General features: G+C 43.4%; 15 protein-coding genes. 3 read left to right on the plus strand and 12 right to left on the minus strand.

The window, feature by feature from the left end:
- Positions 1-11: 11 nt before the first annotated feature.
- Positions 12-2,507 (plus strand): sodium:solute symporter family transporter, encoded by a 2,496-nt coding sequence (locus OKW21_RS20215; protein ID WP_277482665.1) that lies wholly within the window; start codon positions 12-14, stop codon positions 2,505-2,507.
- Between the two features lie 71 nt (positions 2,508-2,578).
- A complete protein-coding gene (locus tag OKW21_RS20220; RefSeq protein ID WP_277482668.1) occupies positions 2,579-3,358 on the plus strand; it encodes an SDR family oxidoreductase in 780 nt (259 codons plus the stop codon).
- A 15-nt stretch (positions 3,359-3,373) separates the two neighbouring features.
- Here OKW21_RS20220 and OKW21_RS20225 read toward each other — a convergent pair whose 3' ends face one another.
- The 12 genes from OKW21_RS20225 to OKW21_RS20280 all read right to left on the minus strand — a co-directional run bounded on the left by OKW21_RS20225 (position 3,374) and on the right by OKW21_RS20280 (position 24,465).
- A complete protein-coding gene (locus OKW21_RS20225; protein ID WP_277482670.1) occupies positions 3,374-4,567 on the minus strand; it encodes a sialidase family protein in 1,194 nt (397 codons plus the stop codon).
- Positions 4,568-4,703: 136 nt separating this feature from the next.
- The gene (locus OKW21_RS20230) at positions 4,704-6,191 is read right to left on the minus strand and encodes a sulfatase family protein (protein ID WP_277482673.1); all 1,488 of its coding nucleotides are present in this window, start codon (positions 6,189-6,191) and stop codon (positions 4,704-4,706) included.
- A 32-nt stretch (positions 6,192-6,223) separates the two neighbouring features.
- Positions 6,224-6,928, minus strand: coding sequence for an acyltransferase (locus tag OKW21_RS20235; protein WP_277482675.1), 705 nt, complete (start codon positions 6,926-6,928; stop codon positions 6,224-6,226).
- A gap of 72 nt (positions 6,929-7,000) precedes the next feature.
- Positions 7,001-8,518 (minus strand): glycoside hydrolase family protein, encoded by a 1,518-nt coding sequence (locus tag OKW21_RS20240; protein WP_277482678.1) that lies wholly within the window; start codon positions 8,516-8,518, stop codon positions 7,001-7,003.
- 74 nt (positions 8,519-8,592) lie between these two features.
- A complete protein-coding gene (locus tag OKW21_RS20245) occupies positions 8,593-10,161 on the minus strand; it encodes a hypothetical protein (RefSeq protein ID WP_277482680.1) in 1,569 nt (522 codons plus the stop codon).
- A 136-nt stretch (positions 10,162-10,297) separates the two neighbouring features.
- Positions 10,298-11,791 (minus strand): hypothetical protein, encoded by a 1,494-nt coding sequence (locus tag OKW21_RS20250; protein ID WP_277482683.1) that lies wholly within the window; start codon positions 11,789-11,791, stop codon positions 10,298-10,300.
- Positions 11,792-11,912: 121 nt separating this feature from the next.
- Complete coding sequence (locus tag OKW21_RS20255; RefSeq protein ID WP_277482685.1) at positions 11,913-13,391, minus strand: RagB/SusD family nutrient uptake outer membrane protein; 1,479 nt, start codon at positions 13,389-13,391, stop codon at positions 11,913-11,915.
- Positions 13,392-13,410: 19 nt separating this feature from the next.
- Positions 13,411-16,638: a SusC/RagA family TonB-linked outer membrane protein gene (locus tag OKW21_RS20260; RefSeq protein WP_277482688.1), complete on the minus strand. Its 3,228-nt coding sequence runs from the start codon at positions 16,636-16,638 to the stop codon at positions 13,411-13,413.
- Between the two features lie 628 nt (positions 16,639-17,266).
- Complete coding sequence (locus tag OKW21_RS20265; protein ID WP_277482691.1) at positions 17,267-18,460, minus strand: sialidase family protein; 1,194 nt, start codon at positions 18,458-18,460, stop codon at positions 17,267-17,269.
- Positions 18,461-18,515: 55 nt separating this feature from the next.
- Positions 18,516-19,742 (minus strand): sialidase family protein, encoded by a 1,227-nt coding sequence (locus tag OKW21_RS20270; RefSeq protein ID WP_277482696.1) that lies wholly within the window; start codon positions 19,740-19,742, stop codon positions 18,516-18,518.
- An 11-nt stretch (positions 19,743-19,753) separates the two neighbouring features.
- A complete protein-coding gene (locus tag OKW21_RS20275) occupies positions 19,754-21,226 on the minus strand; it encodes a RagB/SusD family nutrient uptake outer membrane protein (RefSeq protein ID WP_277482697.1) in 1,473 nt (490 codons plus the stop codon).
- Between the two features lie 23 nt (positions 21,227-21,249).
- The gene (locus OKW21_RS20280; RefSeq protein WP_277482700.1) at positions 21,250-24,465 is read right to left on the minus strand and encodes a SusC/RagA family TonB-linked outer membrane protein; all 3,216 of its coding nucleotides are present in this window, start codon (positions 24,463-24,465) and stop codon (positions 21,250-21,252) included.
- 548 nt (positions 24,466-25,013) lie between these two features.
- Between OKW21_RS20280 and OKW21_RS20285 the strand changes: the two genes are divergently transcribed.
- Complete coding sequence (locus OKW21_RS20285; protein WP_277482702.1) at positions 25,014-25,793, plus strand: phytanoyl-CoA dioxygenase family protein; 780 nt, start codon at positions 25,014-25,016, stop codon at positions 25,791-25,793.
- Positions 25,794-25,889: the final 96 nt, after the last annotated feature.

Here is a 25,889-nt window from a genome sequence, read left to right on the forward strand (position 1 = left end):
GCTATAAATTGATGAAAAGCTCGCTATATCACTACTTTATTCTTCTAATAAGTTTAACATCTATACTTGGCTGTCAGCCAGCTACAGAAAACAAAAGCATATTATCTGAGGCAGAAAGAGCCCGGGCAGTTGAACAGCTCAGAAATAATTTGGCTAATCTGTCTCAATGGGAAAAAGTGCATGCCGCGGAATATCTCTTATGGTTAGGTTACCCCAAGGGAGTACAAAAAACTTTTGAGAAAGAGCGAAGCGCGTTTGAACATCAGCCCCCTTATCGCATTGGAATTTGGCGCGTTTTGGCGCAGGCGGCGCAAAACCCTGAGGACAGAAAGTTTTGGTCAAACAAAATACAAGAGGTATTCACTAACCTTCAGGCAGAGGACCGTACCCACGCGGCTGAGACATTAGCGAAACTTCGTACCTCCCCTGCCTCAAAGTTTGCACTGCGAGACGCTTTGAATAGTGATAATATCAGCTTATCAACATATAGCCGATGGGCTGACTTGTATGCATCCACTGATTCAATACAATCAAAGAAAAATGTGTTCATACAAGGTATTCAAAACCAGGATTCGCAGGTCAGAAACATCACTGCTTATGCCATAAGCCGAATGGCTATGTTATCAGATGAGGAATGGAAATACTTATCAGAAACAGCCTTGTCTGAACCCGAAGACAGTCCCGCTAAAGTTAACTTACTGTGCGCAACATTGATGACTGCGCCTCAGGATTCTACTGAATCAGAATCATACCTGCTGACCAAAAAACAGGTCCTTCAGCCAAAAGGAAGCCATACGGCAGCCGAGCTCAGCACTGTAGTAAACATGCTGGCCAAAGTGGGTACAGCAGATGAACTGCCCATGCTGTCAGAGATACTGGATATGAAAAGTGAAAGTAGTGCCGATTTACGTTCCGCCGCTGCTTATGCCATTCTTAGCATTGATGCTCGTCAGGATTATAGCCTGGCTGCACTGGACTGGACTGTGATCGCCCTATATCTGTTAGGGATGCTGGCTATCGGTTTTGTTTTCTCTATGAAAAACAAAAGTGAAAAAGATTTTTTGTTAGGTGGGGGGAATATGAACCCGGTAGCTGTAGGCTTATCACTTTTTGCTACCTTGCTAAGTTCTTTAAGCTATCTATCCTATCCCGGAGAAGCAATCAAATATGGCCCTGTCATTTTTACGGGTCTGGTTACCTTTCCACTGATTTATTACCTGGTAGGCTGGTTTATGATCCCGAAATTCATGAACCTGAATGTGACCAGTGCTTACGAAATATTAGAAATCCGATTAGGCGTCAATGTACGTTTACTGGCGACCTTTTTCTTCCTTTCCCTAAGGTTTCTATGGATGGCTACTATCATTTATGTGACAGTAAACACAGCTATCCTCACCTTGTTTGACCTGGACCCGGGCTATACGCTACTTGTCAGTGCTTTGCTCATGATCATTACCATCATTTACACTTCCATGGGTGGGCTAAAGGCGGTGGTAGCTACAGACGTGATTCAGTCTATCGTACTGTTAGGAGGAGCTATCATCGCGATTATTGCGGTAAGTATTCACTTTGGCTCCTTTACTTCCTGGATACCTACGCAGTGGTTACCGCAGTGGGGAGCATTCAAATGGGGAATAGATGCGCAGGAAAGACTTACCTTCGGCAATGCCCTGATTATGGTGTTTATCTGGCAGGTCTGCTCTGCCGGCTCTGACCAGATGGCGATCCAACGCTACCTGGCTACCAAAGACATTCGTTCAGCCCGCAAAACATTTGGCATTTCATTGCTTACCAATATGGCTGCCCAGCTCTTACTGGGTATGGTAGGCATCGCTATGATCGCCTTTTTTATGAAAAACCCTCATTATCTGCCCAATGGAAATGATATCAACACGCAGGCCGATTTGCTTTTTCCACGCTTCATATTGGTAGGACTGCCGGTTGGACTTTCAGGACTGATTACAGCAGGAATATTCGCTGCCGCCATGTCCAGCCTATCATCAGGACTCAACTCCTCTTCATCCGTAATTTCGGAAGATCTCATCAAACGCTTCAGCAGGAATCCGAATACCATTGAAAAAGCATTGAAAAGGGTAAAATATATTTCTCTGGGAGTGGGTATATTCACTTTGCTGCTAAGCATACTGGTAAGTAAAGTGGAAGGCAACCTTTATGACATCATCGTAAAGGTAGTTAACCTGTTCGTAACTCCGCTATTTGTATTGTTCTTCATGGCTCTCTTTATTCCATTCGCTACCTCAAGAGGAACACTGGCCGGAGGGATATTAAGCCTGGCAGCGGCGATTGCCGTAGCATTTTATGGTTTTTTGGGTATTGAAGTACTGTTTATTACACCAACCGCATTAATAGTAGGTATCCTGGGTGGTGTATTTTTTAGTTATATGGATTTTAAAATACTAGGAAATCAAGACACAATGCGAAATCGGCAAAAAGCAAGAAAGCAAGCTCAGCTTCAGGAAATAGAAGAGCATTCTGACATCATCTAGGATATCATCGTAAGAAGATACGGCTGTTTCCAGCTTTAATAGCTAAGATCAAGATATTCATTTACCACTTTATGAAAGATTTCTTCGGATTAAAGAATAAAGACATCTGGGTATTTGGAGGAGCCGGTTATCTGGGTCAGTCCATTGTAAGCTTTCTACATGATATGGAAGCTAAGGTCTTATGTATTGATCTTGAAGATCGAGCTTTGAATTTTGTACAACAAGCATCATTGGAGGGCAAAGTAAGTACTGCCAGTCTGGATGTACGTAACATCAGCGCATGCAAAGACTTTATTGACAAACAACTTGAGCAGAGGGGAACACCTTTTGGCCTGGTCAATCTCACTTTCACTTCCACTTCTAAAAAATTGGAAGAACTCACTGAAAAGGACGTTGATGATTCAAATCACGGTGGCTTGACTGCTACCTTATTGATTGCCAGACAAGTGGGTAGCGCTATGGCCATAGAAAAAAGAGGAAGTATCGTCCTCTTTTCCAGTATGTATGGCATTGTTTCTCCTAAGCCTGACATTTATGAAGCCCCCATGGTAAAAAACCCCATAGAGTATGGAATAGGAAAAGCAGGGGTTATTCAAATGACGCGCTACCTGGCAGTACACTGGGGCAACATGAACGTTAGGTGCAACTGCATTTCACCGGGCCCCTTTCCCAATCCTACAGTACAAAAAAACAACCCTTTATTTACCGCAAAGCTGGCGCAACAATCCCCTTTAGGCCGCATAGGACAGGCTCACGAAATGTCCGGGTCCGTGGCGTATTTACTCTCCGATTTATCATCCTATGTAAGCGGACATAACCTGATCGTGGATGGAGGGTGGACCTCCTGCTAGATTTGAAATTTGTAATCAGCCTGTTTTAAAATTCAGATTTGGGTTCTTCCAGTGAATTCGGGCTACGTATACACTACCATCACTACCGTACTTTTCTACTCCCTGAGGTTGCATCCATTCAGCTACCGTGACCCATGTTTCATCGGGGCTGACATCTGTCACGCCAAAATTACCCAGGCGTGCTCCTCTTTCAGGTACCAGTACCTGCTCTGTGTTACGAATGACACACAATTTTTCAGGATCTACCTGCGCCATAAATAAGGGGGCTCTATGTCGAAAGACATGATCGTTATTGGCACCTTTGCGGGTATAAAGCAGAAAAAGTCCATCACTATGCGATACCCAGTGCTGCTGCGTATTGTAATTGCCCAATCCTGAGCCATCATCAAATTTCCACTCCTGAATCGGTTCATAATGCAGGCCATCCTCACTTATGCTTACGTACCCACGATTGTCATTGCGGATGGTGAGGTAATACACACCATTGAAGCGTGTGATAGAAGGTTCATGCAAGCCACGGCTCTCATCCTGAATACTGAGTTCATTGCCGTGTTCCAGATGCCGGAGTTCCTTTCCATCAAAACTACATCGGACTACTGTTACCCTGGAATTTGACTGCTTAGGCTTAAAGTAGATTGGAAGCAGTATATTGCCATCTGCCTCATCGTAGCGCTGAACACAACCTGCACCTGCGCTCATAAACTTTTCATCATCGGGCATTATAAGCTTCTTCCAAGCTGACCACTGATTATTGTCAGGCTCATAAATAGCATAGGCGGTATGCCTGGGGCGAGGGTTTCTGATCTCCCACTCAGGGGTGTAGACAATGGTGTGCCCCGTACCTAATAGTGTTTTGGTAGTAGCATGATATCCCGGCCAGAAATCGCTGGCAGCGACCGGATGCTGTACTCCATCAATATTTTCATAGCGAGGGGCCAGGCTTACCAAATGTTGGGGGGGCGTCCAGAATTTACCCAGATCATCAGTATGCATCCCAAACATACCTTTAAAGACATCACTACCGCTGAGGTCTAGCGTATTCATGGTCATGACCACCCGTGGATTACTTTTTTTCTCTGTAAGTGGAATAATCCCTGCCCTGGGATGTGCCCAGCATTTCTCTCCATCAAACAAGCGGGTGGGGACCTCTAAAGACAAGCGGTGTTCAGCCCCATCCTGTTCATCAGAAATTAATCTCTTAACTTTCAAAGATGGCAGTACACTTATTGAAATGCCAGTAATTAATGAAGTTTTTATGAATTCACGACGCTCATTCATTGGGTGGAATTAGGTTGTTATTAGATGGATGATAATCATTCTAAATCAGACATCCAATATATAAATATCATTGGGAATGGTAAAGATAGCGAGGGTACTCCCAGTCATCCTTGAATCCATAGGAATAAACAGTATCATGCTCCTGACTTAGCTGTTCCAGCTTTAGATTATCTCTCAGAGGGTCATCTGTAGCCTCTTGCCATTGCTTCAGCGCTTGCAAAAGCCTCTCTTTAACTTCTACATAAGCTGTATCGTCAGCAAGGTCACGAAATTCCCAGGGGTCATTGATCAAGTCAAACAACTGTATTTCCGGTGAGTTTATCCAGCGGCTGTAAACTTCCTGTATGGAGTCTGGCGCGCTTTCTATTTCTTCCCGTGTAGGAGAGCCATCCAGGGCTTCAGAACGGTTTTCAGTATAAGCCAATGCGCTTTCATTTTTTCTATCCTGCAGTAGGCTATAGATCAATTTGTACTGATGGTCACGCACCGCTCTGCGTGGGAAATAGAGAATAGGGTCACAATTATATTCAGTGAAAAGGTATTCTCTGAAGTCTGTTTCAGTGTCTTCAAAGAGTGGGATCAGGCTTTTTCCACTTACCTTTTCCGGTATAGTTAAGCCAACTACATCAAGTATGGTAGGTACTATATCCACAGAAGAAATCAATGCACCACTCGACCTGCCCGGCTTTATTTTTCCGGGCCACTTCACCAGGAACGGCACTTTGGTAGAAGCTTCGTACACATCAAATTTTCCTCTGGCCATTTCATCGCCATGATCTGACAAATAAATCACCAGTGTATTTTCTTCTTTGCCAGAATGCTCCAGTGCTTCCATCAATTCACCTATGCACTTGTCCAGCCTCAGTAAACAATTATAATAGCTGGCCGTGACATTACGTATTCTTTCATTATCAAACCCTATATAGGCAAAGGGCGTAACATCCTCAGGCAATATGGGATCTTCTGGATATCCATCTACAGAATTTTGCCAGGGATAATGCGCTTCCGGCAAATTGACCATCAGGAAAAAAGGTTTCTCCGAAGTCCGCATCATAGTATCAGCATAGGCGGCATAGCGCCCCAACTCTTTCTTGGAGAAATTTGAGGCTGTAATAGGGTGATAATCTATTGGAAAGCTGCTTTCGGGATTAACATGAAGCTTACCGATCATTCCTGTCTGGTATCCGACTTCCTTTAATAAGCTATATATATTTTCAACATCACTAAGCATATGATAACCCTGGGTTGCCAGACCCAGTTGTCCGTTCTGATGAGGATATAAGCCGGTCAGGATACTACTGCGAGAAGGGCTGCAAACCGACTGTGCGACATAAGCATTCTCAAATAACACCCCCTCTTGCGCTATCTGATCCAGATGAGGCGTACTAATAATGGTATCTCCATAGCATGAGAGATGAGGACCATGATCTTCTGATACGATGAGCAGCATATTAGGCGGCATCTCCCTTTGCTCATAATCTTTATGATCGGGCTGACAGGCCAGGTCAAACAGCATAATGGGTAGCAGAAGACAACGAATCAAAGAGTTTCCCATCTTTAAGTAAAAATGAAGTGAGTGTTTAAGGCTTATAAATTTTGGTCTTTAAGCCATTCTTCTTTACCGGGAAAGTCTTCCTCTTTCCAGCTACCATCATCTTCTTGTGGATGCCATAAATCTAGTCCGGCAAATATCTGAGCGGGATCATTCCTTTTTCCAAATTTTTCAGGTAGTGGCTTGTAGCTGGCCGGTGTGCCGTATGCCAGGGAGTTGGGGGGTATATCTTTCAAAACAGTAGCACCCGCACCAATAAAAACATTGTCTCCAACCTTTACACCCGGACCAATGGTAACTCCCCCTCCTATTACGACCTGCCTGCCTATTTGGGGACCTGATACCCCGGGAGCACGCATGGGGAGCATGGCGTTCAAAAAGTTGACACCAGGTCCGATAAAGGTCATACTGCCAATCACAGTACCACTTGGAATATAAACATGAGCCATAATTTTCACGCCTTTGCCAATCGTAATTTTACCTTCCAGGGTGGTTCCATGCAATATCACTACCCTGTCTCCAATATCACAAGCTGCCCGGATGACTACATTATGTCCACAGGTAAACCTGGAACCAATTTGCGTATCAGCGTAAATCACAGTACCGGAATGTACCCTGCTTAGTTCACCAATTTTAGCGGGCTTTTTCCAGCCTTTGTACTGATACCCTAGTTGTACATTGGGAGCGATTTCACAATCAGGGCCCAGCTCGGCATTTTGAGTAGGTGGTTTTTGGCTCATATATTTTATGTATTGGTAAGCAAGCTAATCATGTGAGGTATATTATGAAACTTCAGCCTTAAAAGGTCTTATCTATCTTAAGGAGTTCTTTTTAATTTTTTTGTAATCTCCATCTTCAAAGACTCCAAATGAATATAAATCCGCGTCCTTCATTACAAATTTTAACCGAACAGTCTTGCCCTTTAAATCTGACAGACTCTTACCGTTACTCCACTGTACCCTATGATTGATGAAATCACCTACGATTGTAGGCGCGTCCTTTTCCCCAAAGCCTTCTATTTCTTTTCCTTTAGCATCCAGTACGATCAGTTTAATGTAGCCAGCGCTTGAACTTGAATAATTCAGATAGAGGTTGGTCCCATCCAATTGTAAAGGTTTGGTAATCAGGCTGCCGGCTTCATAACCCGCACTGATGGAGGCAAAACCATCTGTACGCAAGCTCAGTCTTTCCAGCCATGTATCCTGAGTAGCATAAGCCCGAGTCACATAAATAGACATTTCATCCACTGCAGTAGGTATCACTCCCATAGCTGGTATGTTGCAGCGAGCACTCCAGTTTTGCAGATCTCTACCCGGACGAATGAATGACTCTAAAAATGTACGGTCATATTGATTGCCTCCACGAGATGTCATAAATACTCCATCTGAAATCCCTTGCCATTGAGAAGTAAGGGTTCCGTTAAGAATTAGCTGATTGTCAGAAAGGACTTTTTTATCAGGAAAAAAGCGAAAGGGCATTGAGATTAATATTTGAGGAGCACGGAAATATTTATGCGTAGCATTGGTGTACAAATGCTCAATTTCCGTATCGCCAAAGCCCATAAATTCAGGCTCAGACCAGCTTTTAAAATCTTTGGAGGTAGATCTGGCGATGGTTCTGATACCACCTTCGGGATAGGGAACACCAGGCTTTGCCCCTGTCCAGCTCCTAAAATAGATCACATAGTTTTGCTCCTGCTCATCCCAGCTCAGCGCATTTTGCGAGTCCAAAGCATGATCGGGAAACAAATCTGCTGTATCTGCAGTGTAGCGAGACCAATGGATACCATCAGGAGAAACATATCGCTTTAAGCCAATATGCGTACTATTATCCCGGTTGGCGCCACCTACCCCTTTATATCTCTCTTCCTGAGGCACTCCTTCCCTGTCGTCAAAATAAACTGTAAAATTGTGGGCTACTTCGCTTTCGTCATTTACCATGATGACGTTGTTTTTCTTACTGCCATAAATCTCGTATATGCCCAGATTAGGCTTGGTCCAATGTATGCCATCATGGCTTTCCGCATAGCAGGTTAGGTCAGTACCTTTATGATTGATGTGAGCGCTGCCACGATAGTACATTTGAAAAAAAGTGCCATTATCAATGATGGTAATATAGGCTGGCGTTACACCCTCCCAGGGTTTATCAAAATGCAGCCCTTCCCCAGTAGGATGTGGTTTATGAAGTCTTTGCTCTACATTGTTTAATTCTGAAATTATATAGTTATCGACAAAAAGCTCTCTTTGGTTTTGTAATACTATAGGTGCTTGTGCATTCGCATAGGTGCTCATTGTAGCCGCTATCACTAAACTCAAAATTAGTTTAATCATTATTGTTGTAAGTAATTAGTTTGGTGGTTGTGAATATCTTAAATATGCTATTTTGTATATCAATTCAATATAGCCTAACGTGCCATTCCAGAAAGTATATCTATAGCATCTATAGCAAAGGCATCTCCTGCAGGCGCTTTGTATGGAGGGCAGTATCTGTGAGCATTATAAAGGTCAGCAGGAACTGAATCTTTCCTGCTCATCCACTCTTTAAACAGGCCCGGACGGTAGCGGTAATTTCCAGACATATATTCCATATCATCCGCCCCCTTAGCATCTGGAATGTATCCGTATGCACCATTGGTATAACCACAGGTAAGCACGTAGGGAAGGTCTGCCTCCCTTTTGATTTTAAGCCCAGTCTCTACAAAAGCTTCATAAGGCAGTCCTACAAAGCCTACATCTCCGAAGCGTGCTACTACCATAGGCACCGGCAATTCATCTGGAATATTATTTAAATTAAAAGTAGTGTGTTGTTCCAATGCCCATACATACCAGGGCCTTACCATATCTACCAGTTTGGCTCTATAGGGAGGAGAAAGCGCTTTGGGGAAATTCATGCCAATACACTCTAGTGTATTTTCATCACCATCATTTCCTCTTTTGATAAAATCATCAATACGCTCCAGGTCTTTTCTGAGTTGTGCTTCGCTGGGTAGTTCATTTAATGGGACTTTGACAATAATCTGCTTCAGTTCAATACCACTTCGTTTTGAAGGTTTCAGTCTGGTAGTAGCCAGGATCAATGATTCTCCCAGTTGCTCTCCCAGTTCACGGGCCTGTTCAATAGTACCGGTAAGCATATGCTTAGAATTGATATTTCCGGCACAACCCTGAACAAACGCGACGGGTGCTCCTCCCAGATGCTCAGACAGAATTTCAGATCCCAGTTGTGGAAACTGACCATAACTGATGAGCTTTTCCGGATTGTAGGCGGCTACCGGATGGCCCGTAAAAAAAGATATAGCCGCGATAGGTTTGGCATCAACATCCTTAAATATTACGACAGCTGCATCTGGATCAATCACACCATGATAGCCTTTTCCCTCTATATTTAAGCGATCCTCTTCCCTTACAAAATAGGAGCGTCCGTCTTCACGATACCCTTTGCGATTATAGGTAATTCTGTTTTCCTCAGCTACCCCCCACTCCACAGTTACTGGGGTGCTTTCCTTTGATAATTTTTCAGTGGCTTTCTCTATTTCAGTTTCAAATTCTTTTCCCAGTTCCCAAGTGAGGTATTCTGGACTTGATTGATCCGGCATTTCAGAGAGAAGGAAGTCCACGGTTGGCACCGTATGGTCATGAGAAGAATTAATAATCACAGCTTCTTTAGGAATGTTTAATAAAGCTGATAGTTTCCCAGAGATATAATCAAAAGCTTTTTCATTAACAAGAGCCAATGGTGTTGTAAATAGACATACCTGCTCATCATCATCTTTCAAAAGTAATATGGTGTTTTTTAGATCACCGTATACAGATTTTATTTTATGTCCTGTACGTGAAGAAGTACTGGGGCTGCCAACTTTTGGATGTATGCTAAATGTAACAGCAGATACCTCTAGTTGCGCTGTCTGGGCAAAAGCACCTGCCCCAAAAAAGAGGACCCAGATAAGCAACCAGGGTAAGATCTTGATTCTCATTACAGTAGTATTTTTATGTAATTTTCCTGACCAGAAGTTAGTTTATAAAGCCTGTTTCCGTCGCTTTCATTTTACAGACATAGCTATTCTTTTTATATGCAGTTTCAAATAGTTCAGTCTGATTCTGATAGACTTCCTACCGGGCAAATTCAGACAATGCCTCTATGGCTACTTCAGAGCACATATCTCCGGCAGGGGCTTTGTAGGGTGCTATGTTCTTTTTGTAGCGAAAAAAGCCAGACATGTATTCCCTGTCATCTGCTCCCCGGGCATCCGGAATGTAACCGTAATGGCCGTCGGTATAGCCTCCGGTAATCACGCAGGGTAGTACGGAAGCCTGCTTAATCTTCAGGCCCGTCATCACGAAGGGTTCGTACGGAAGCCCCACAAGCCCTACATCCCCGAAACGGGCTACTACGATTTCTATCGGCAGGTATTCCGGCAGTTCGCCCAGTTTGTCCTGCTCATAGTGCTCTAATGCCCAAACATACCAGGGCCGGACCAATTCAACCAGTTTGGCCCGATAGGGTGGGCTGAGTGCTTTAGGGAAATTCATGCCTACGCAGTGCAAGGTATTCTCGTCTCCGGCATTTCCTCTCCGGATAAAATCATCTATGGTAGCCAGGTCTTTCCGCAGGCTCTCTTCGCTGGGTAGTTCGGCAAAAGGGATTTTCACCTCTTCCCTGCTCCACTCCAGCCCAATACGCTTTGAGGGGCGCAACGTTTTGCTTGCGTGGATGAAGGTTTCACCTAAATATTCCCCCAACTGCCGGGCCTGTTCAATGGTACCGGACAACATATATTTTTCGTTAATGTCGCCCGCGCAGCCCTGCACAAAACCTACCGGAACACCTCCTAGATGCTCAGAGAGCATTTCAGATGCGGTTTGAGGAAACTGCCCGTAACTAATCAGTTTCTCCGGATCATAGGCGGCCACCGGGTGTCCGGTAAAAGAGGTGAGTGCCGCTACTGCTTTATGTTTCTCGTTTTTAAAAACCACCACGATGGCGTCCGGATCAATCAGCCCTCTATACCCTTCGCCAGCCAGTTTGATTCTGTCTTCTTCCCGCATAAAATAAGTCTTGCCATTAGGATAATAGCCTTTACGATTATAAGTAATCCGGTTTTCTTCCGCTTTTCCCCATTCTACATAAACAGGCTCCAGGTTTTTTGATACATAGTCAGCTGCTTGTTGGAGTTTCTTTTTAAAATCAAGCCCTAATTCCCAGGAAAGTACTTGCGGTGAGTCTGCATCAGGTTTTTTATCACTAACATTAAGAAAAGGAATTGTGTGGTTATGAGAACTGGAAGCTGATATTGCGCCCGGATCTATCTTTAAGGTATTTGAGAGTATTTTTACGCTAGCTTTTCTTAGTGCTCCTGATTCCACTCCTAAGGCAGAGGTAATCATACAAAACCTGTTCTCTCCCTGTTTAAAGTAGAGTACCGTAGTTTTTAAATCTCCATAAACTTCTTCTATGAGATGGGCAGTTCTGGTATGCCCACTAGGCGTACCCACTTTTGGCTGTACCGCAAAAGTATAGGCAGCCACTTCCAGTTTTTCCTGCTGGGCGAATAATTCACTATTAATTCCAACGAATAAAAAAAGTATCAGGTAATAGGTTTTCATCTTCATAATGTCTGCAATCCGTATCTATAAAATTTCAAATCAAAATTCGTAAACAGAAAATTACAACTGGCCATATGCTAAATAACCAGTTGTAATCAGAGCTTAACTTAAAGCATAGCAATTAATATCCGGGATTTTGTTGAATCAGGGGTTCTAAGCTTAGAATATCTGACCCAATGGGATAAAGCAAAGCGTTTTCATCTTCTCCTTCCAATCCGGGAACCAACTCCTGTGCCTTACCAAACCTTAGCAGATCCCACCAGTATTTACCTTCATTTAAAAACTCCAGTAGCCTTTCCTTTAAAATAACCTCATCATTAAATTCCTGCGAAGCACTCACAAATACATGTTCTGAGAAAGCATCTCCATAAGCTCTTTGTCGTATCAAGTTGATCTCTTCTGAAGGGTCCTGCCCCAGTGCGTTTTTAGCTTCGGCCCTCATAAGAATAACATCGGCATAACGGTAGATAATATAATCGTCATACATATTACGCGTACTTCCAATAATCTGTCCGGGCCATTTCTGATCTATATTATACAGCAGGCTTGTACCCGCCTCAGTGGTTTCATATACTTCTATAACAGAGCTTTCTTTTCTCAAGTCATCTTCATCAAATTCTTCTGTAACTATTGATGACACTTGCCAATAGGCAGATTTGCCACTATAGGGTGTAATTTTGTCAATGACTTCCTGTGCAGTATTGGGATATGTTGGCGCGGCCAGGGCAGTGACTCCCCCTAATACGGTGCGTACTGACGACTCTCCTTCCTCAAAGTGGACACTCATCAGGATTTCATTATTCCCATTGTTGTCAATCTCAAAAATACTTCCGAAGTCACTTAGCAATTCTACTTCACTATTTTCAATTTCTTCCAGCGCAGAAAGGGCTTCATTGAAGTCAGCATCACCTCCCCCTAATCTTTTGCCAGTCCACAGAAAAACATCCGCTTTGAGCGCATTGGCAGCGGGTCTTGACCACATAATCCGGCCTTCAGCATAAGAATCATCAGAATATAAACTTATTGCCATTTCAAGATCTGATTTTATCAGGTCAAAAACTACGCTTTGGTCCGCACGTTCTTTATAAATCTCCTCAGGGTTAAAACCTTCTGTCGGCTCGGTTACCAGCATAACATCTCCCCAGGTTCTTGTCATGATGTAGTACAGATACGCACGCATAGTGTAAGCCTGTGCAATGATGTTATTTTTTTCAGACTCACTGCTAAACGCTATTTCCGGTACATATTTAATAATCAGATTCGCATCATGCACCACAGAATAGAGGGAGGTCCAATTGGGTCCGGGATTAGCACTGCTGAGCGCATTGGTATAAGCGTAGAAATTTACGGATGGGTCAAAACCAAAGTTTTGCACCCAATTTTCACTCCTTGCTTCTCCCCACACAAAAATATTATTCACCTGTGTTCTCATTCGGGCATACATACCGTTTAAGCCCGCAAATGCTTCTTCCTCTGATTGCCAGAATGAGGTATTACTGATTTGACTTATGGGGGTTAAGGACAAATCATCGGTACAGGCATGCGAAATCAATAACAGAAATAAGCTATATATTGAGATTATGATCGTCTTCTTATTCATGATCTTGCGTATTAAAAGATTATAATGAGGGAGAGATTTTCACACCGAAAGTGATATTTCTGGGGTTTGGATACCTACCATTATCTGTACCACCCTCTTCAGGATTCAAACCGCCGAAGTTTGTAAAATAGTGTAAGTTATTGGCGGTGAGGTTAAAGCGCACATTACTCATTCTGAGTCTTTCGGATATTTCCTGAGGCAGGCTATACACCAGCGAAACTTCACGGATGCAGAGAAAATCTCCGGACTGATAAAACCTAGAGTTACCTCTCCTCAAATTTTGCTTCTGGTTCTGATCAGCCCAATAATATCTTGGTATATCAGTTACATCTCCTTGCTCCTCCCAGGAGCGGGTTATATCCGCACCAATAGCATTCTGTCCACTAAAATTACCTAGCACTCGGGCGGCAGTTTCGTTATAAATGGTGTGCCCCAGCGTATAATCCAAAGCGATGGTCAGCCCCAGATTCTTGTAATTAAAGTTATTACGTATACCTCCGGTCCAATCGGGATATATATTCCCCATATAAACTCGATCTGTTTCGTCAATGATGCCATTTCCGTCTATATCTTTCCAGTTTACATCTCCGCCTCCTTTGGTTTTATCATCTCCGATCACAAGCATATCTACCGGTCCGGCCAGGGCTTCTTCATCTGTAGCATAAATACTCTCCTGCACATAACCATACAAGTCTCCTATCTGCCCTCCTTCCTGCAATCCTCCTTTGTACAGATAGTCACCAGCATCTTCGTCCCATACCAGTATACCACCAATCCTGTTGTTCTCCTGTCCGTTTTCCGGAAGCTCTACTATTTCGGTATTTACATAACCTGCATTCAGGGAGAGGTTCCATTGAAACTCTGATTCCAGAGGTAATACCTGTACCGCTAAAGAGACCTCCAATCCTTTATTTTCAAGGCTTCCCAGATTGGTAAGGATGCTGGAGAAACCGGTACTACTGGGGAGGGCCTGATTTGTCAACAGATTTTCAGTTATTCTACTGTATACATCCACAATACCGGTCACTCTATCGTTAAACAAGCCAAAATCCACCCCAAAATTTAAGGTTTTAGAGCGCTCCCACTGCAGGTCCCTGTTGGCGAGACTCGAATTGTAGATGGCAGCCCCTCCATAATATCTGTCTCCCACAGAATACTGACCTTGTGCTTCGTATGGCCCTAACCCACTGATATTACCATTAACACCATAGCTTGCTCTTAATTTAAGTGTGGTTAGCAGAAAAGCATTCTGATTCCAGAAGTTCTCACGGTGAATATTCCAGCCAGCAGATATGCCGGGAAAGAACCCCCATTTGTCTTCTCCCAGATTAGAAGCTCCATCATAACGGGCACTCAATGTGAGCAGATATTTGAGGTCATAATTGTAGTTTATCCTTCCGAAGTATCCATACAGAAGTTGCTCTGTCTCTTCACCACCTACTGCCCAGGGAGTAGCCGAAGCGTTCAAGGTAGGAATAAGATCAGTTGCCGCATACCTACCTGATGCTGAAGTATATCTGTTCAGGTAATTATAGTAAGAATATCCACCTACGGCATCTACATCGTGTAAGCCAAAATTTTTATAATATTGGAATACCGCATCCGCCTGATATTGGTGTGAAGTGGTCTGCGTGACAGAAGCCTGACGGTTTTCCACATAGGTACCCACGCCATTTTCATAAGCCATTAAAAAGTTTCTGTTATAGAAGTTATCATTTACCATGGAAATTTTTGGCTTGAATGAGAGTCCGGGTAAAAGTTCCCATTCCGCACCGGCGAAAATCATGTAGTTGTCACGCTCTCGCTTGGAGTCATACCTGCTGATGTAGTAGGCTGGATTTCCATTGGTAAAAAGCCTGCCAGGGGCCAGTGACCCATCTTCATATTGATATTTGGAGGTTTGAGCAGTATTGATATTATTTTTGAATACGACTCCGGTATTAGGCACCTGCGTATCCTGGATATTCGCGTATACGATCCCTCCATTAAAACTCAGCCTGTCCGTAACATTGATCACTCCATCCAGGTTGACAGTTAGTCTCCTAAAATCTGTATTGATGGTGGTTCCTTCATTGTCCAGGTATCCTAAGCCGAGATTGAAATTCGCCTGTTCAGAACCACCTGATATATTTAAGCTATGATCGTTGGAGTAAGCACGCTTAAAAATGGTCTCCTGAAAATCCATTCCCTTAAATATAAGCGTCTGAGAAGGATCTAAGGGGTCCTGTATAGTTTCCCACACCGCACCCCACTGATCGGCCGGCAGATCCAGCAGGTATTCATTTTCCGCAGAGAGTAACATGGTAGTAAAGCGGGTATCATTGGTAAGGTCGTTACCTATCCCCCCCGCATTGGCCTGAGTTAAGAAGTTAAGTACACTGGGAGATCTTTCTCCACTGGCAGCGATTCCTAATCGCATATAATACACAAAGTCACTGGGGCTGGCTAAATCATACGTTTTACCTACTTCTGACTGCGTAAGTCTGTAATTGTAGTCCACGCTGATCTGACCTGCTTCTCCGGATTTAGTTTCTACGATTACGACACCATTTGAAGCTCTGGCGCCATAGATAGCAGTAGAAGCAGCATCCTTTAGTACCTGAATTGACTCTATGTCATTTGGGTTGATATAATCTATATCATCTCTGATCACTCCATTCACAACATATAAAGGAGTAGAACCATCTGGATTATTGATTGATGTACCCCCTCTTAATATTATTCTTGGACTTGCTCCGGGCTGGCCGGAAACACTCTGTACCCTCAAACCGGGAATGTTACCCTGAAGTGCAGAAGCTGTATTCGCATATGAAACATTTTCCAGCACATTGTTATCCAGTTTACTTACAGATGAGGTCAGCGTTTCACGGGATTGCTCTCCGTAGCCGATTACAACGACTTCACCTAGCTGCTGAATATCCGGGATAAGGACCACGTCTACCACACTTCGCTGATTTATCATTTCTTCTTCACTCAAATATCCCACAAATGAAAAAACTAAAGTAGCATCAGGAGCAGCCTGAATCCGGTATTCCCCATCGATATTGGTGATGGTTCCCTGATCACTGCCTGAGACAAGAACATTGACACCTGGTAAAGTTTCTCCTTCAGCGGAGGTAACTGTACCCGTAACTATGTTATCCTGGGCGTAAGCAGAAAATGTGGTTATCAACATAAGCACTAAGAGAGACTTGTACCTCTGCATGATTGGCCACCATTGATAATTTTGTAGAAGGTTCCTTTTCATTGGTTAAGTGTTAGATAGTTTACAAATTTTGTGGGTTAGAATATTCAATTACCTTACGTCTTATTTATAGATTTCACACGTTAAACCATTCATTTTCAGACAGTAACAAGCCTATAAAAGCATATTAACAGCTGATTCTACAAAAACATATGGCGAACAAGACAACATTTAGAACGTGCTTTTCATAATGGTAAACAAACATAGTTCCCTCTACCAAATTATACTATTACTATTCTTTACGTTTATGATACTTTCTTTTGAAAAAAATAACTTTATGTTAAGTTATTGTTAAATATCTTGCCGCATTAGCAGAATTATATGCTCTCTATATTACCTTGCTTGGTGGACATGGACTTACCTCAAAAGTCAGAGGCCTGCTTAATAATGCTTAAGCACTATTTATTTTAATTAAATCAAGCCTGAGCTGCTTTATACTTTTAGGGATGAATTTTTTTAAATATCACAATTAACCCCCAGGGGGCTTCAGATCAGACCGGAGAGGTGAAAAAAACAAACTCCTGACTGTTCAGCTTTTGCGCATTCCAGTACAATAACCGGTACAGCAAAGGAGTTTGTTATCACAATCTACCACAAAATTAAAGATCAGGAAAAGTAGTTTAAATATTGGTCATGGTAACTCCCAAATGGCAGTGGCCATATGATAACGCTGATGGCTGCTAGCCTCTGCCGCATAGTAAGCAGTAACTATTTTACCGTCAGGTCGCTGCACTGATGCCGGATAACCTAAATCCCAGGTATCGAGATCGTTCACGATCTGAATTTCATCACTCCAGCTTTTCCCTTCATCCTCACTTATCTTTATCGCAACGCCATAGCTTCCAGCTATACGGTTACCATAAGTGATCAGTAATTTACCGTCGTCGAGACGCATCAGGTGAGCAGGGTGTTGTTTTTCCTGTGTCAGTGGCCCTTCCAGCGTCCAGGTTTTGCCATCGTCAGTACTGCGAAAAAGATCAGTAGCAGCACCGGCTCTCCACCTTCGGGCAGCGGCAATCCACTCTCCATCTCCTAAATGAAATAATGCGGTCTCATTATGCCCACCGCTAAAGGCAGTGTCACCCTGCCCATCACTGATCACAGACATCTGCTCCCAGCTTACACCATCATCATCACTACGGAACATCACTACGATATTGATGCGCTCTTCATTTATCGTTTGGCCTGCATAAGCCAGCATACGGAGTGAACCATCTTCCGCAGGAAGGATATCACCAAAAGGAATGAATTCTGAAGTTTCCTGCTCCCCACTGGAAGCAGGAAAAGTGTCTTTATCAACTTTCCAGGATTTACCGCCATCCGAAGAACGAGCTACCCAGGGTCGGAGCACTGAAACTAATTTATAGTCATGATCATATTCTTCAGTGCGGGTCGCAGGCTCTAATGACCAACCGGATGGTATCACAATCAAATCACCGTTATTTGCCAGGCCAGCAGCCAGGTTCATCCGGTTTGTCATCGGGTCCGGGCTCACCGGACTACCAGTTTTTTCCCAAAATACGCCATCTTTACTCGCCCAGCATTCCACTTCACCAATGGTACGCGCATGACTGGGCTGGTTGAATATTGAAGCTATGATGGTACCATCTTTTAGGGTAGTCAGGTTGGGCCAGGCGCAGACATTGTCAATAGCAATAAAACGGCGCTCAACTTTTGCCATCTGTACACTATCCGTAGAATCCGGAGCAGTGGTCAATATAGCATGACTTTCTTCCTGAGGACTCTCTTTTTTGTCACAGCTAACAGTAAAAATAAGTAGTAAAAGCAAATAGAATGAAAAATCGTAAGCTTTTCTATTGTTCATATTTGAGTAGTTTTATGATCGTTAATCAAATTACTTATAATTACGCGAATTCAATTTACTCTATTTCCAATATAGTTCCGGCTATGTGTCGGGTACCATCCTCAATATTATAATAATAGGTGACAAGCACTCTCTTTTCATCCAGTTGAACTGACCAGGGATAACCGATGTCTGTTGTCCCTCCATCTTCACGTAATATAATCTCCGGAGCCGTTGCATAGTCTGTGCACTCAGGGTTCAGGATACGCGCCCGGATGCCTAGTGGCTCATGCCTGTAACCATAGACGAGCAGTACGCGCTTGTCCGGCAAGCGCATCGCCTGCAGAGGATGCCCCTTAAAACCCATACTTTTCCAGGGCTGGAAGCTTTTGCCTCCATCTGTAGATCGGGCGATACAGGCCTGTCCATCAAAATTAGCAGTCCTCAAAAAGGCCACAAGGTCCCCTTTGGGAGTCTCATAAATAGAAGTTTCATTAAAAGCGACCTCATCATCTACTGCTACCGGACATGAGTATTTCCAGGTGAAGCCCTGATCTTCAGAGATTAAGAGATAGTTAGAAGTCCGCTTGGAATTTTCGGTCAGAGCAGCTACCACCCAAAAGATACGGCCGTCCTTACCTTCGTACAAAGCGCCTCGGTTATGAGCGGGCATGGGCATACCCAGCGCATTGTAGCGAGATTCCGGCTCAATAGTGGGTGGAAAAAATGGTCCTTCCCAGCTATGTCCCATATCTGCGGATCGTAAGCTATAACCTCCAAATGCGATAGAGCCAGGCAAGTTTTCACTGAAGGGCTTTTTAAGATTAGGGACTCCGTCAGGGCGCACAAATGTCCAGGCATAGGACATACAAAGTAAATTTCCATTGCGCAATTGCAAGAGGCAGGGATCCTGTGATCCACCAAACGCAAACGCATGAATGAGTTCTGGTTTCTGCCCCCATTCTTCACCATTGCTGGAGCGTAGGCCTACCAGATAGCTATTAGGGTCTACATGATAAGTTTTTTCTTCTTCAAATATTTTCCGATCAGGGGCTCGCCGGAAGGCCAGGAAAAACTCTCCATCGGCTAATCTCACCACAGAAGGGAAGGCAGCATGGAACATAGAATCCTGATAGATAATAATATCTTTGATTTTGCGTACCCCAAGCGTACTACTGTCTCCCTCTGAAAAGAAAGAATTACCCCAACGCCCATAAACGGGGGTATTCAATCCCAGACAAACTACACCCAAGAAAAGTAAAACAGAAAAAAACTTGTTTAAGGTAATTAATTTTTGAAGCATTATGTCATTTTTTAGTTTGCCTGATAGGCCGGGTTCTGCTCTACAAGAGGTTCCAGACTTAAAACAGAAGTGGATATTGGAAATAATATTTTACCTTCAGGATCATCAAGTGCTGCCAGACCCGGCAACATTTCCACGGCTTTATCAAAACGCACAAGGTCCCACCAGCGCTTGCCTTCAAATCCAAATTCAAGTTTTCTTTCCTCCAGAATGGCCGCATCATTCTCCTCTGCAGAACCATTGACAAACACATGCGCAGCAAAAGCATCTCCGTAAGCTCTTTGTCGTATCATATTCATTTCTGCTGAGGGGTCCTGCCCCAGCCCGTTTTTGGCTTCCGCTTTCATCAAAAGTACATCCGCGTACCGGAATAGAATGTAGTCATCCAGGAACAGTCGGCTTCCACTGACTACTGTACCTCTCCCTTTTACATTCACGGTAGTATAGTAGCTCCCATCGTTAAGATAAATTTCAAAGAAGGTAGCATCCTTTCTGCTATCATCAGTGCTAAAAGAGTCTTTGAATGAATCGGTAGGCACAGTAATGTTGTTTCCCCCGATAGGCAAAAGAAAATCCTGTGTTTCAGAAGTAATATCACTGGGTAACGCACTTTGAATCAGGTACATATCAGCGAAGTAATTGTCACCCGTTTCATACTGTGCAAACTTTACGGACATCAGAATCTCTTCATTGGCTTTGTTGTCATAGTTAAAGATGTCCGAATAGTCAGTTACTAAAGCAACATCTGCTGTTTCTATTTCTTCCAGGGCAGTGAGCGCCGTATTCAGATCGGTAGCCCCACCACCCAGCTGTTTTGCTGTCCAAAGATACACCTCTCCTTTCAGTGCGTTTACTGAAGGTTTAGACCACATGGTCCGGCCAGAGGCAAAAGTATTATCCGGAAAAAGATCCAAAGAAGTATCTATATCTGATTTGATCAGGGAGAATACATTCTCTACAGGCTCACGTTCTTTGATCGTAATTTCTGCGCTTACTCCCTCTACAGGTTCAGTACGTATGATCAGATCACCCCAGGTTTTGGACATCACAAAATATGTATATGCCCGCATGGCATAAGCCTGTGCCAGAATCAGGTTTTTATTAGCATCATCCGTAAACTCAATTTCAGGTACGTACTTGATGATCAGGTTTGCGCTATTGATCAGGGTATAAAAACTCTGCCAGCTGGGCCCTGCATTATCAGGTGTTAACAAGTGATTATAATATTTATCCCATCCTCCTGAACCCACTGTTCCTAACTGAAGTATGTCAGCACGTGCTTCTCCCACATAATACAGATTTCTGGAAGCGATGGTACGTAGGTTAACGTACATGCCTACCAGGGCTCCCTGAGCATCTCCCTCTGTTTTCCAGAAAGAGTTGGAGGTGATTACACTGGTTGGGTCTACTTCCAACTGATCTGAGCAGGAAGTGATGATAAATATGGACATGATAAGCATGCCGATTCGCTGTATCTTTTTCATGAATTCTTGCTTTAAAGGTTTTGTTAGAAGGTTATATTAGCACCAAAGGTAATATTTCTGGGAACAGGATAGCGTCCATAATCCCTACCTCCTTCCTCTGGGTTCAACCCTTTGTAATTAGAAAAATAATGCAGATTATTTCCGGTCGCATTCAGGCGAATGCTATATACTTTGATTTTTTCCAAAAGCGCAGCGGGGACATTATAAGTCAATGTCAGCTCCCGAACTGCCAGGAAGTTACCTGACTCATAGTAAAACTGTCCCAGACGGGAAGGAGAAATATCGGATGCTCCTCTTGCACTGTACCATCCATAAACTGACATATTGGTAATATCGCCTTGCTGTTTCCATGATTGGTCAACCATCTCCTGCGTCATGTTCATGTTCAGCTTCCACATACCATTCATAAATCCACGGGCGTAATTTTGTATTGTATGACCTGTGGTAAAGTCAAAGCGTGCCAGCAAAGAGAAGTTTTTGTAGCTCAGGGTATTGGTGAAGCCACCTGTCCATTCAGGGTAAATATTGCCCATATATACCATATCTCTGGAATCTATGGTGCCATTGCCGTCTGTATCCTGCCAGATGATATTCCCTCCTCTTTTTTCCTGAACACTGGCTCTGATATCTGCTGGTGCTGACACCGCATCCTCATCGGTGGCGTATACCCCTAACTGATAGTATTCATAGTAGTCACCAATGGTACCCCCTTCCTGCAGGCCACCCTTCCAGACGTAATCCTGGGCAGACTCATCCCACACATTGTAGCCACCCACACGATTGTTCTCTGTGCCATTATCCGGAAGTTGAAGTATCTTGTTTGTCACCTTAGCAGCATTGAAAGACACGTTCCACTGAAGTGCTGATTCAGCCGGTAGCACCTGAGCACTTAATTCAATCTCAAATCCTTTATTTTCCAGCGTCCCCAGGTTGGTAAGGATACTACTATATCCGGTAGATGGAGGCAGAGTAAAATCTGTCAGCAGGTTATCTGTTTCTCTGACATAATAATCGAGCATCAGCCCAATGCGATTGTTGAGCAGTCCAAGATCAGCACCAATATCAAATGTAGTAGAACGTTCCCACTGCAGCGCAGGATTGGGAATCACGGAATTATTGATGCCTGACTGTCCATCATAGATTGATCCCACATCATATGATCCCTGAGCGGCAAAGTCGCCAAGCGTACCGATATTACCATTAATACCATAACTAGCTCTGATCTTTAAGTTTGTCAGGTAGTCAGTAGGCATCATATTACTCCAGAATTGTTCCTGATGCACATTCCAACCAGCAGATATGCCCGGGAAAAAGCCCCACTTGTTTTCTGCTCCCAGGTTAGAGGCACCGTCATAACGCATGCTGAGCGAGAGCAGGTATTTGTACTGATAGTTATAGTTGGCCCTTGAGAAATAGCCAAGAATAGTGCGGTCACTTATTGACCCTCCTACGGCAGTAGGTTCTGCGGAAGCATTCAAAGTAGGGATCAAATCGGTAGAAGCACCCTGTCCGGAAGCACTGAAGCCAGAAATTTTTCTACCGAAATAGGAGTAACCTGCTTTTAAATTCAGATTATGATCTCCACCAAATGAATTTACATAAGACAATACAGCATCTGCCTGAACCTGTGTACTTTTACTGAAGTAGGCACTGGCAGCACGACTATCCACATAATTACTGGGGCCATCATAAAATGAAGGCTGGAAAGCATGACCATTCTCAGACTTTTCGTAGAAGGATATCTGAGGTTCAAAAGATAATCCTGGTAAGATAAACCACTGGCTACCAAAGGCTAAAGTAATATTGTCTTCCGTATTATCATTGACCACATTGGTAAGAAAGTATTCAGGGTTCCCTTCAGACCTGCGTTGTCCGGGTGCCAGGGTACCATCTTCAAACATATATTTGGTGGTGGGGGGTAAGGTAGTAGCCCTTGCGAACACACTAGACATGCTCGGTATCTCATTATCACCAGCTCTTGACAACATAGCGCGAGCAGAGAAACTCAAATTTTCGCCAGCCTTTACTTCACCGTTCAGACTCAGTGAAAATCGCTCATAGTCAGATGTGATGGCGATCCCTTCACTGTTCAGATATCCTACACTGGCACTGAAGGAGGCCTTATCAGAACCTCCGGATACAGACAAATGGTGATTATGCGAAATAGCCGTTCTGAACAGGACATCCTGCCAGTCGGTATCCTTAAAAATTATTGTTTGTGAAGGATCTACCGGGTCAGGCATACTTTCCCAGCCTTCGTTAAGTTTATACTCATTCTCTGAAGTAAGATACTGCGTGGTGTAGGCAGTATTATTGGTCAGGTCATTTCCGGTTCCAAAGCCAGAGGCCAGCTGGTTTCGCCCACTGGCATCAGCATAACGGTCGTCGCCCAATACACCAAGTCTGGAGAGGGTTATATAATCTCTTGCATTGGCCAAATCATAGGTTTTGCCTACCTGTGACTGGGTGAGGTCGTAAGAATAGTTTACCCTTACCTTCCCCGATTGCCCTGACTTAGTAGTGACTACCACCACACCATTTGACCCTCTGGCACCATAAATCGCAGTGGATGCGGCATCTTTTAACACCTGAATGGATTCTATGTCTTCCGAGGCGATATTATTCATATCCGGGCGGATCACGCCATCAATCACATACAAAGGATTGGCACCATTGGGATTATTAATGGAGGTTCCTCCCCTCACAACTACCCTGGGTGCTGCTCCCGGTTGTCCGGAGGTACTTTGAACTCTTACCCCAGGTAGCGTTCCCTGCAATGCAGAGGTAGCATTTGGATAAACCACATTTTCTAATACCTCATTATCTAGTTTGGAGACCGAAGTAGAGATCGTTTCTCTTGACTGCTCTCCATAACCAATGACCACCACTTCCCCAAGTTGCTGCACATCAGGTTCCAGCGTCACATTGATCATACTCTGACCATGTACCCCAACTTCCTTTGTATAGTAACCCACAAAAGAAAAAACCAGCGTAGCATCATCGGAAGCCTGTATTTTGTAGGCTCCGTCAATATCAGTAATGGTACCCTGGTTACTCCCTTTAACAAGTACATTTACCCCAGGAAGTGATTCTCCATCAGATGAACTCACTTTACCTGTAACAATACCATCCTGAGCTTGCAAACGGCCGGTAAAAGCGGTTACACAAATACACAAGAACAGGCTACTCTTCAGTATATAGGATGATATACTGCTAATCCGTTGATATAACTTTTTCATAAGCGTATGGAAATAAATTAGTTTTCGCAATAGCGATGGTGCAATAGTTTAATTGTTGCCACTGGTAGTGGGTGTTGGCATACTATCCTATACAATTTTTTTTCACTTTAAACACATACTGTCAAATCCCAGCTAATTTCCTCTCGGGTGTCATGATCTCACGGAAATTGTAGGTTGACAGTCTGAAGTAGATTTGAAATCAGTATACAGCTCAGCGTATAGCTTTCCTGTAATCCTGATACAATGACAAAACATATGTTATGCACCAAAAGTAGAAAAGAGCAACCTATCGTTCTATTACTATCCTTTATATTTGTGGTACTATTTTTCCTGACTATAAAAAGCTAAGCAGAGTACATCCTTATCTATTAAAAGAAATAAGGTTTCCTGTGATACCACGGACAGAACGTATTGCCCGACAGATTGACAATACTAAGCTTGACTTCGTCATCAGAATGAAAAATTGTATTATCATTTACGATAATGGTATAAGATAAAAGAAAATATATTATCCAAATTTGTATGCATAGCGACCATTACTAAAACTTATGGAAAAGCTCAGTCCAGCACAGATCAAAGAGAATTTTGACAGAGACGGTTTTGTCTTTCTTCCAGGATTTTTATCCACTAAGGAGATGGCTGAGTTGAACAGTAAGCTGGAATTGTTTATTAAGGAAAAGGTTCCGGCTTTAGCTGCTCAGCATGCTTTCTATGAAGATAAAAGTGATAGTTCTACCCTGAAGCAATTGTTTGAACTACACACGTATGATACTTTCTTTAAAGCATTACTGTACCAGCGTAAATTAAAAAAACTGGCAGAAGATATCCTGGGAGAAGAAGTGATCGCTCAGAATCTGGAGTATTTTAATAAGCCTGCCCGAATAGGCAAACCTACACCTCCACATCAGGATAACTATTATTTCATGCTAAGCCCACCCTCAGCAATCACCATGTGGCTGGCACTGGAAGATGTAGACGAAACTAATGGCTGTGTACGCTATGTCAGAGGTTCACACCTACAAGGAATGCGTCCTCATGTCAAAACAGAGGTATTCGGATTTTCTCAGGGCATTATCAATTATGGTAGGGAGGAAGACATAAAAAATGAGCTTGCTTTTCCAGCAAGTCCGGGAGACCTGCTCATCCACCACGCTATGACAGTACATCGCGCGGACGCTAACACACATCACTCCCGTTCACGCAAAGCCCTGGGCTTAGTATACTGGGGTAAATGCGTCGCGAAAGAAAATATGGAGATCAAAGAAGCTTATAAAAGGATTGTGGCTGATGAAATCAAGGCCAACGCCATTGAAAAGTCAAGTATATAAACATACCACTTGTTTAGTTAAATCAATCAGCAATCAGACCTATGTTTGTATTGCTGATTTTTTTTTGTAAAAAGGAAACACAGTTGCTATGCTGGC

The sequence above is a fragment of the Catalinimonas alkaloidigena genome, from assembly GCF_029504655.1.
Taxonomy (GTDB): domain Bacteria; phylum Bacteroidota; class Bacteroidia; order Cytophagales; family Cyclobacteriaceae; genus Catalinimonas; species Catalinimonas alkaloidigena.

Coding starts and splice junctions, on each gene's coding strand:
- OKW21_RS20245 (WP_277482680.1), bottom strand. CDS start 10,161: ATGAGAATCAAGATCTTACCCTGGTTGCTTATCTGGGTCCTCTTTTTT.
- OKW21_RS20230 (WP_277482673.1), bottom strand. CDS start 6,191: ATGGGAAACTCTTTGATTCGTTGTCTTCTGCTACCCATTATGCTGTTT.
- OKW21_RS20240 (WP_277482678.1), bottom strand. CDS start 8,518: ATGATTAAACTAATTTTGAGTTTAGTGATAGCGGCTACAATGAGCACC.
- OKW21_RS20280 (WP_277482700.1), bottom strand. CDS start 24,465: ATGAAAAAGTTATATCAACGGATTAGCAGTATATCATCCTATATACTG.
- OKW21_RS20235 (WP_277482675.1), bottom strand. CDS start 6,928: ATGAGCCAAAAACCACCTACTCAAAATGCCGAGCTGGGCCCTGATTGT.
- OKW21_RS20215 (WP_277482665.1), top strand. CDS start 12: ATGAAAAGCTCGCTATATCACTACTTTATTCTTCTAATAAGTTTAACA.
- OKW21_RS20250 (WP_277482683.1), bottom strand. CDS start 11,791: ATGAAAACCTATTACCTGATACTTTTTTTATTCGTTGGAATTAATAGT.
- OKW21_RS20275 (WP_277482697.1), bottom strand. CDS start 21,226: ATGAAAAAGATACAGCGAATCGGCATGCTTATCATGTCCATATTTATC.
- OKW21_RS20270 (WP_277482696.1), bottom strand. CDS start 19,742: ATGCTTCAAAAATTAATTACCTTAAACAAGTTTTTTTCTGTTTTACTT.
- OKW21_RS20220 (WP_277482668.1), top strand. CDS start 2,579: ATGAAAGATTTCTTCGGATTAAAGAATAAAGACATCTGGGTATTTGGA.
- OKW21_RS20265 (WP_277482691.1), bottom strand. CDS start 18,460: ATGAACAATAGAAAAGCTTACGATTTTTCATTCTATTTGCTTTTACTA.
- OKW21_RS20260 (WP_277482688.1), bottom strand. CDS start 16,638: ATGAAAAGGAACCTTCTACAAAATTATCAATGGTGGCCAATCATGCAG.
- OKW21_RS20255 (WP_277482685.1), bottom strand. CDS start 13,391: ATGAATAAGAAGACGATCATAATCTCAATATATAGCTTATTTCTGTTA.
- OKW21_RS20285 (WP_277482702.1), top strand. CDS start 25,014: ATGGAAAAGCTCAGTCCAGCACAGATCAAAGAGAATTTTGACAGAGAC.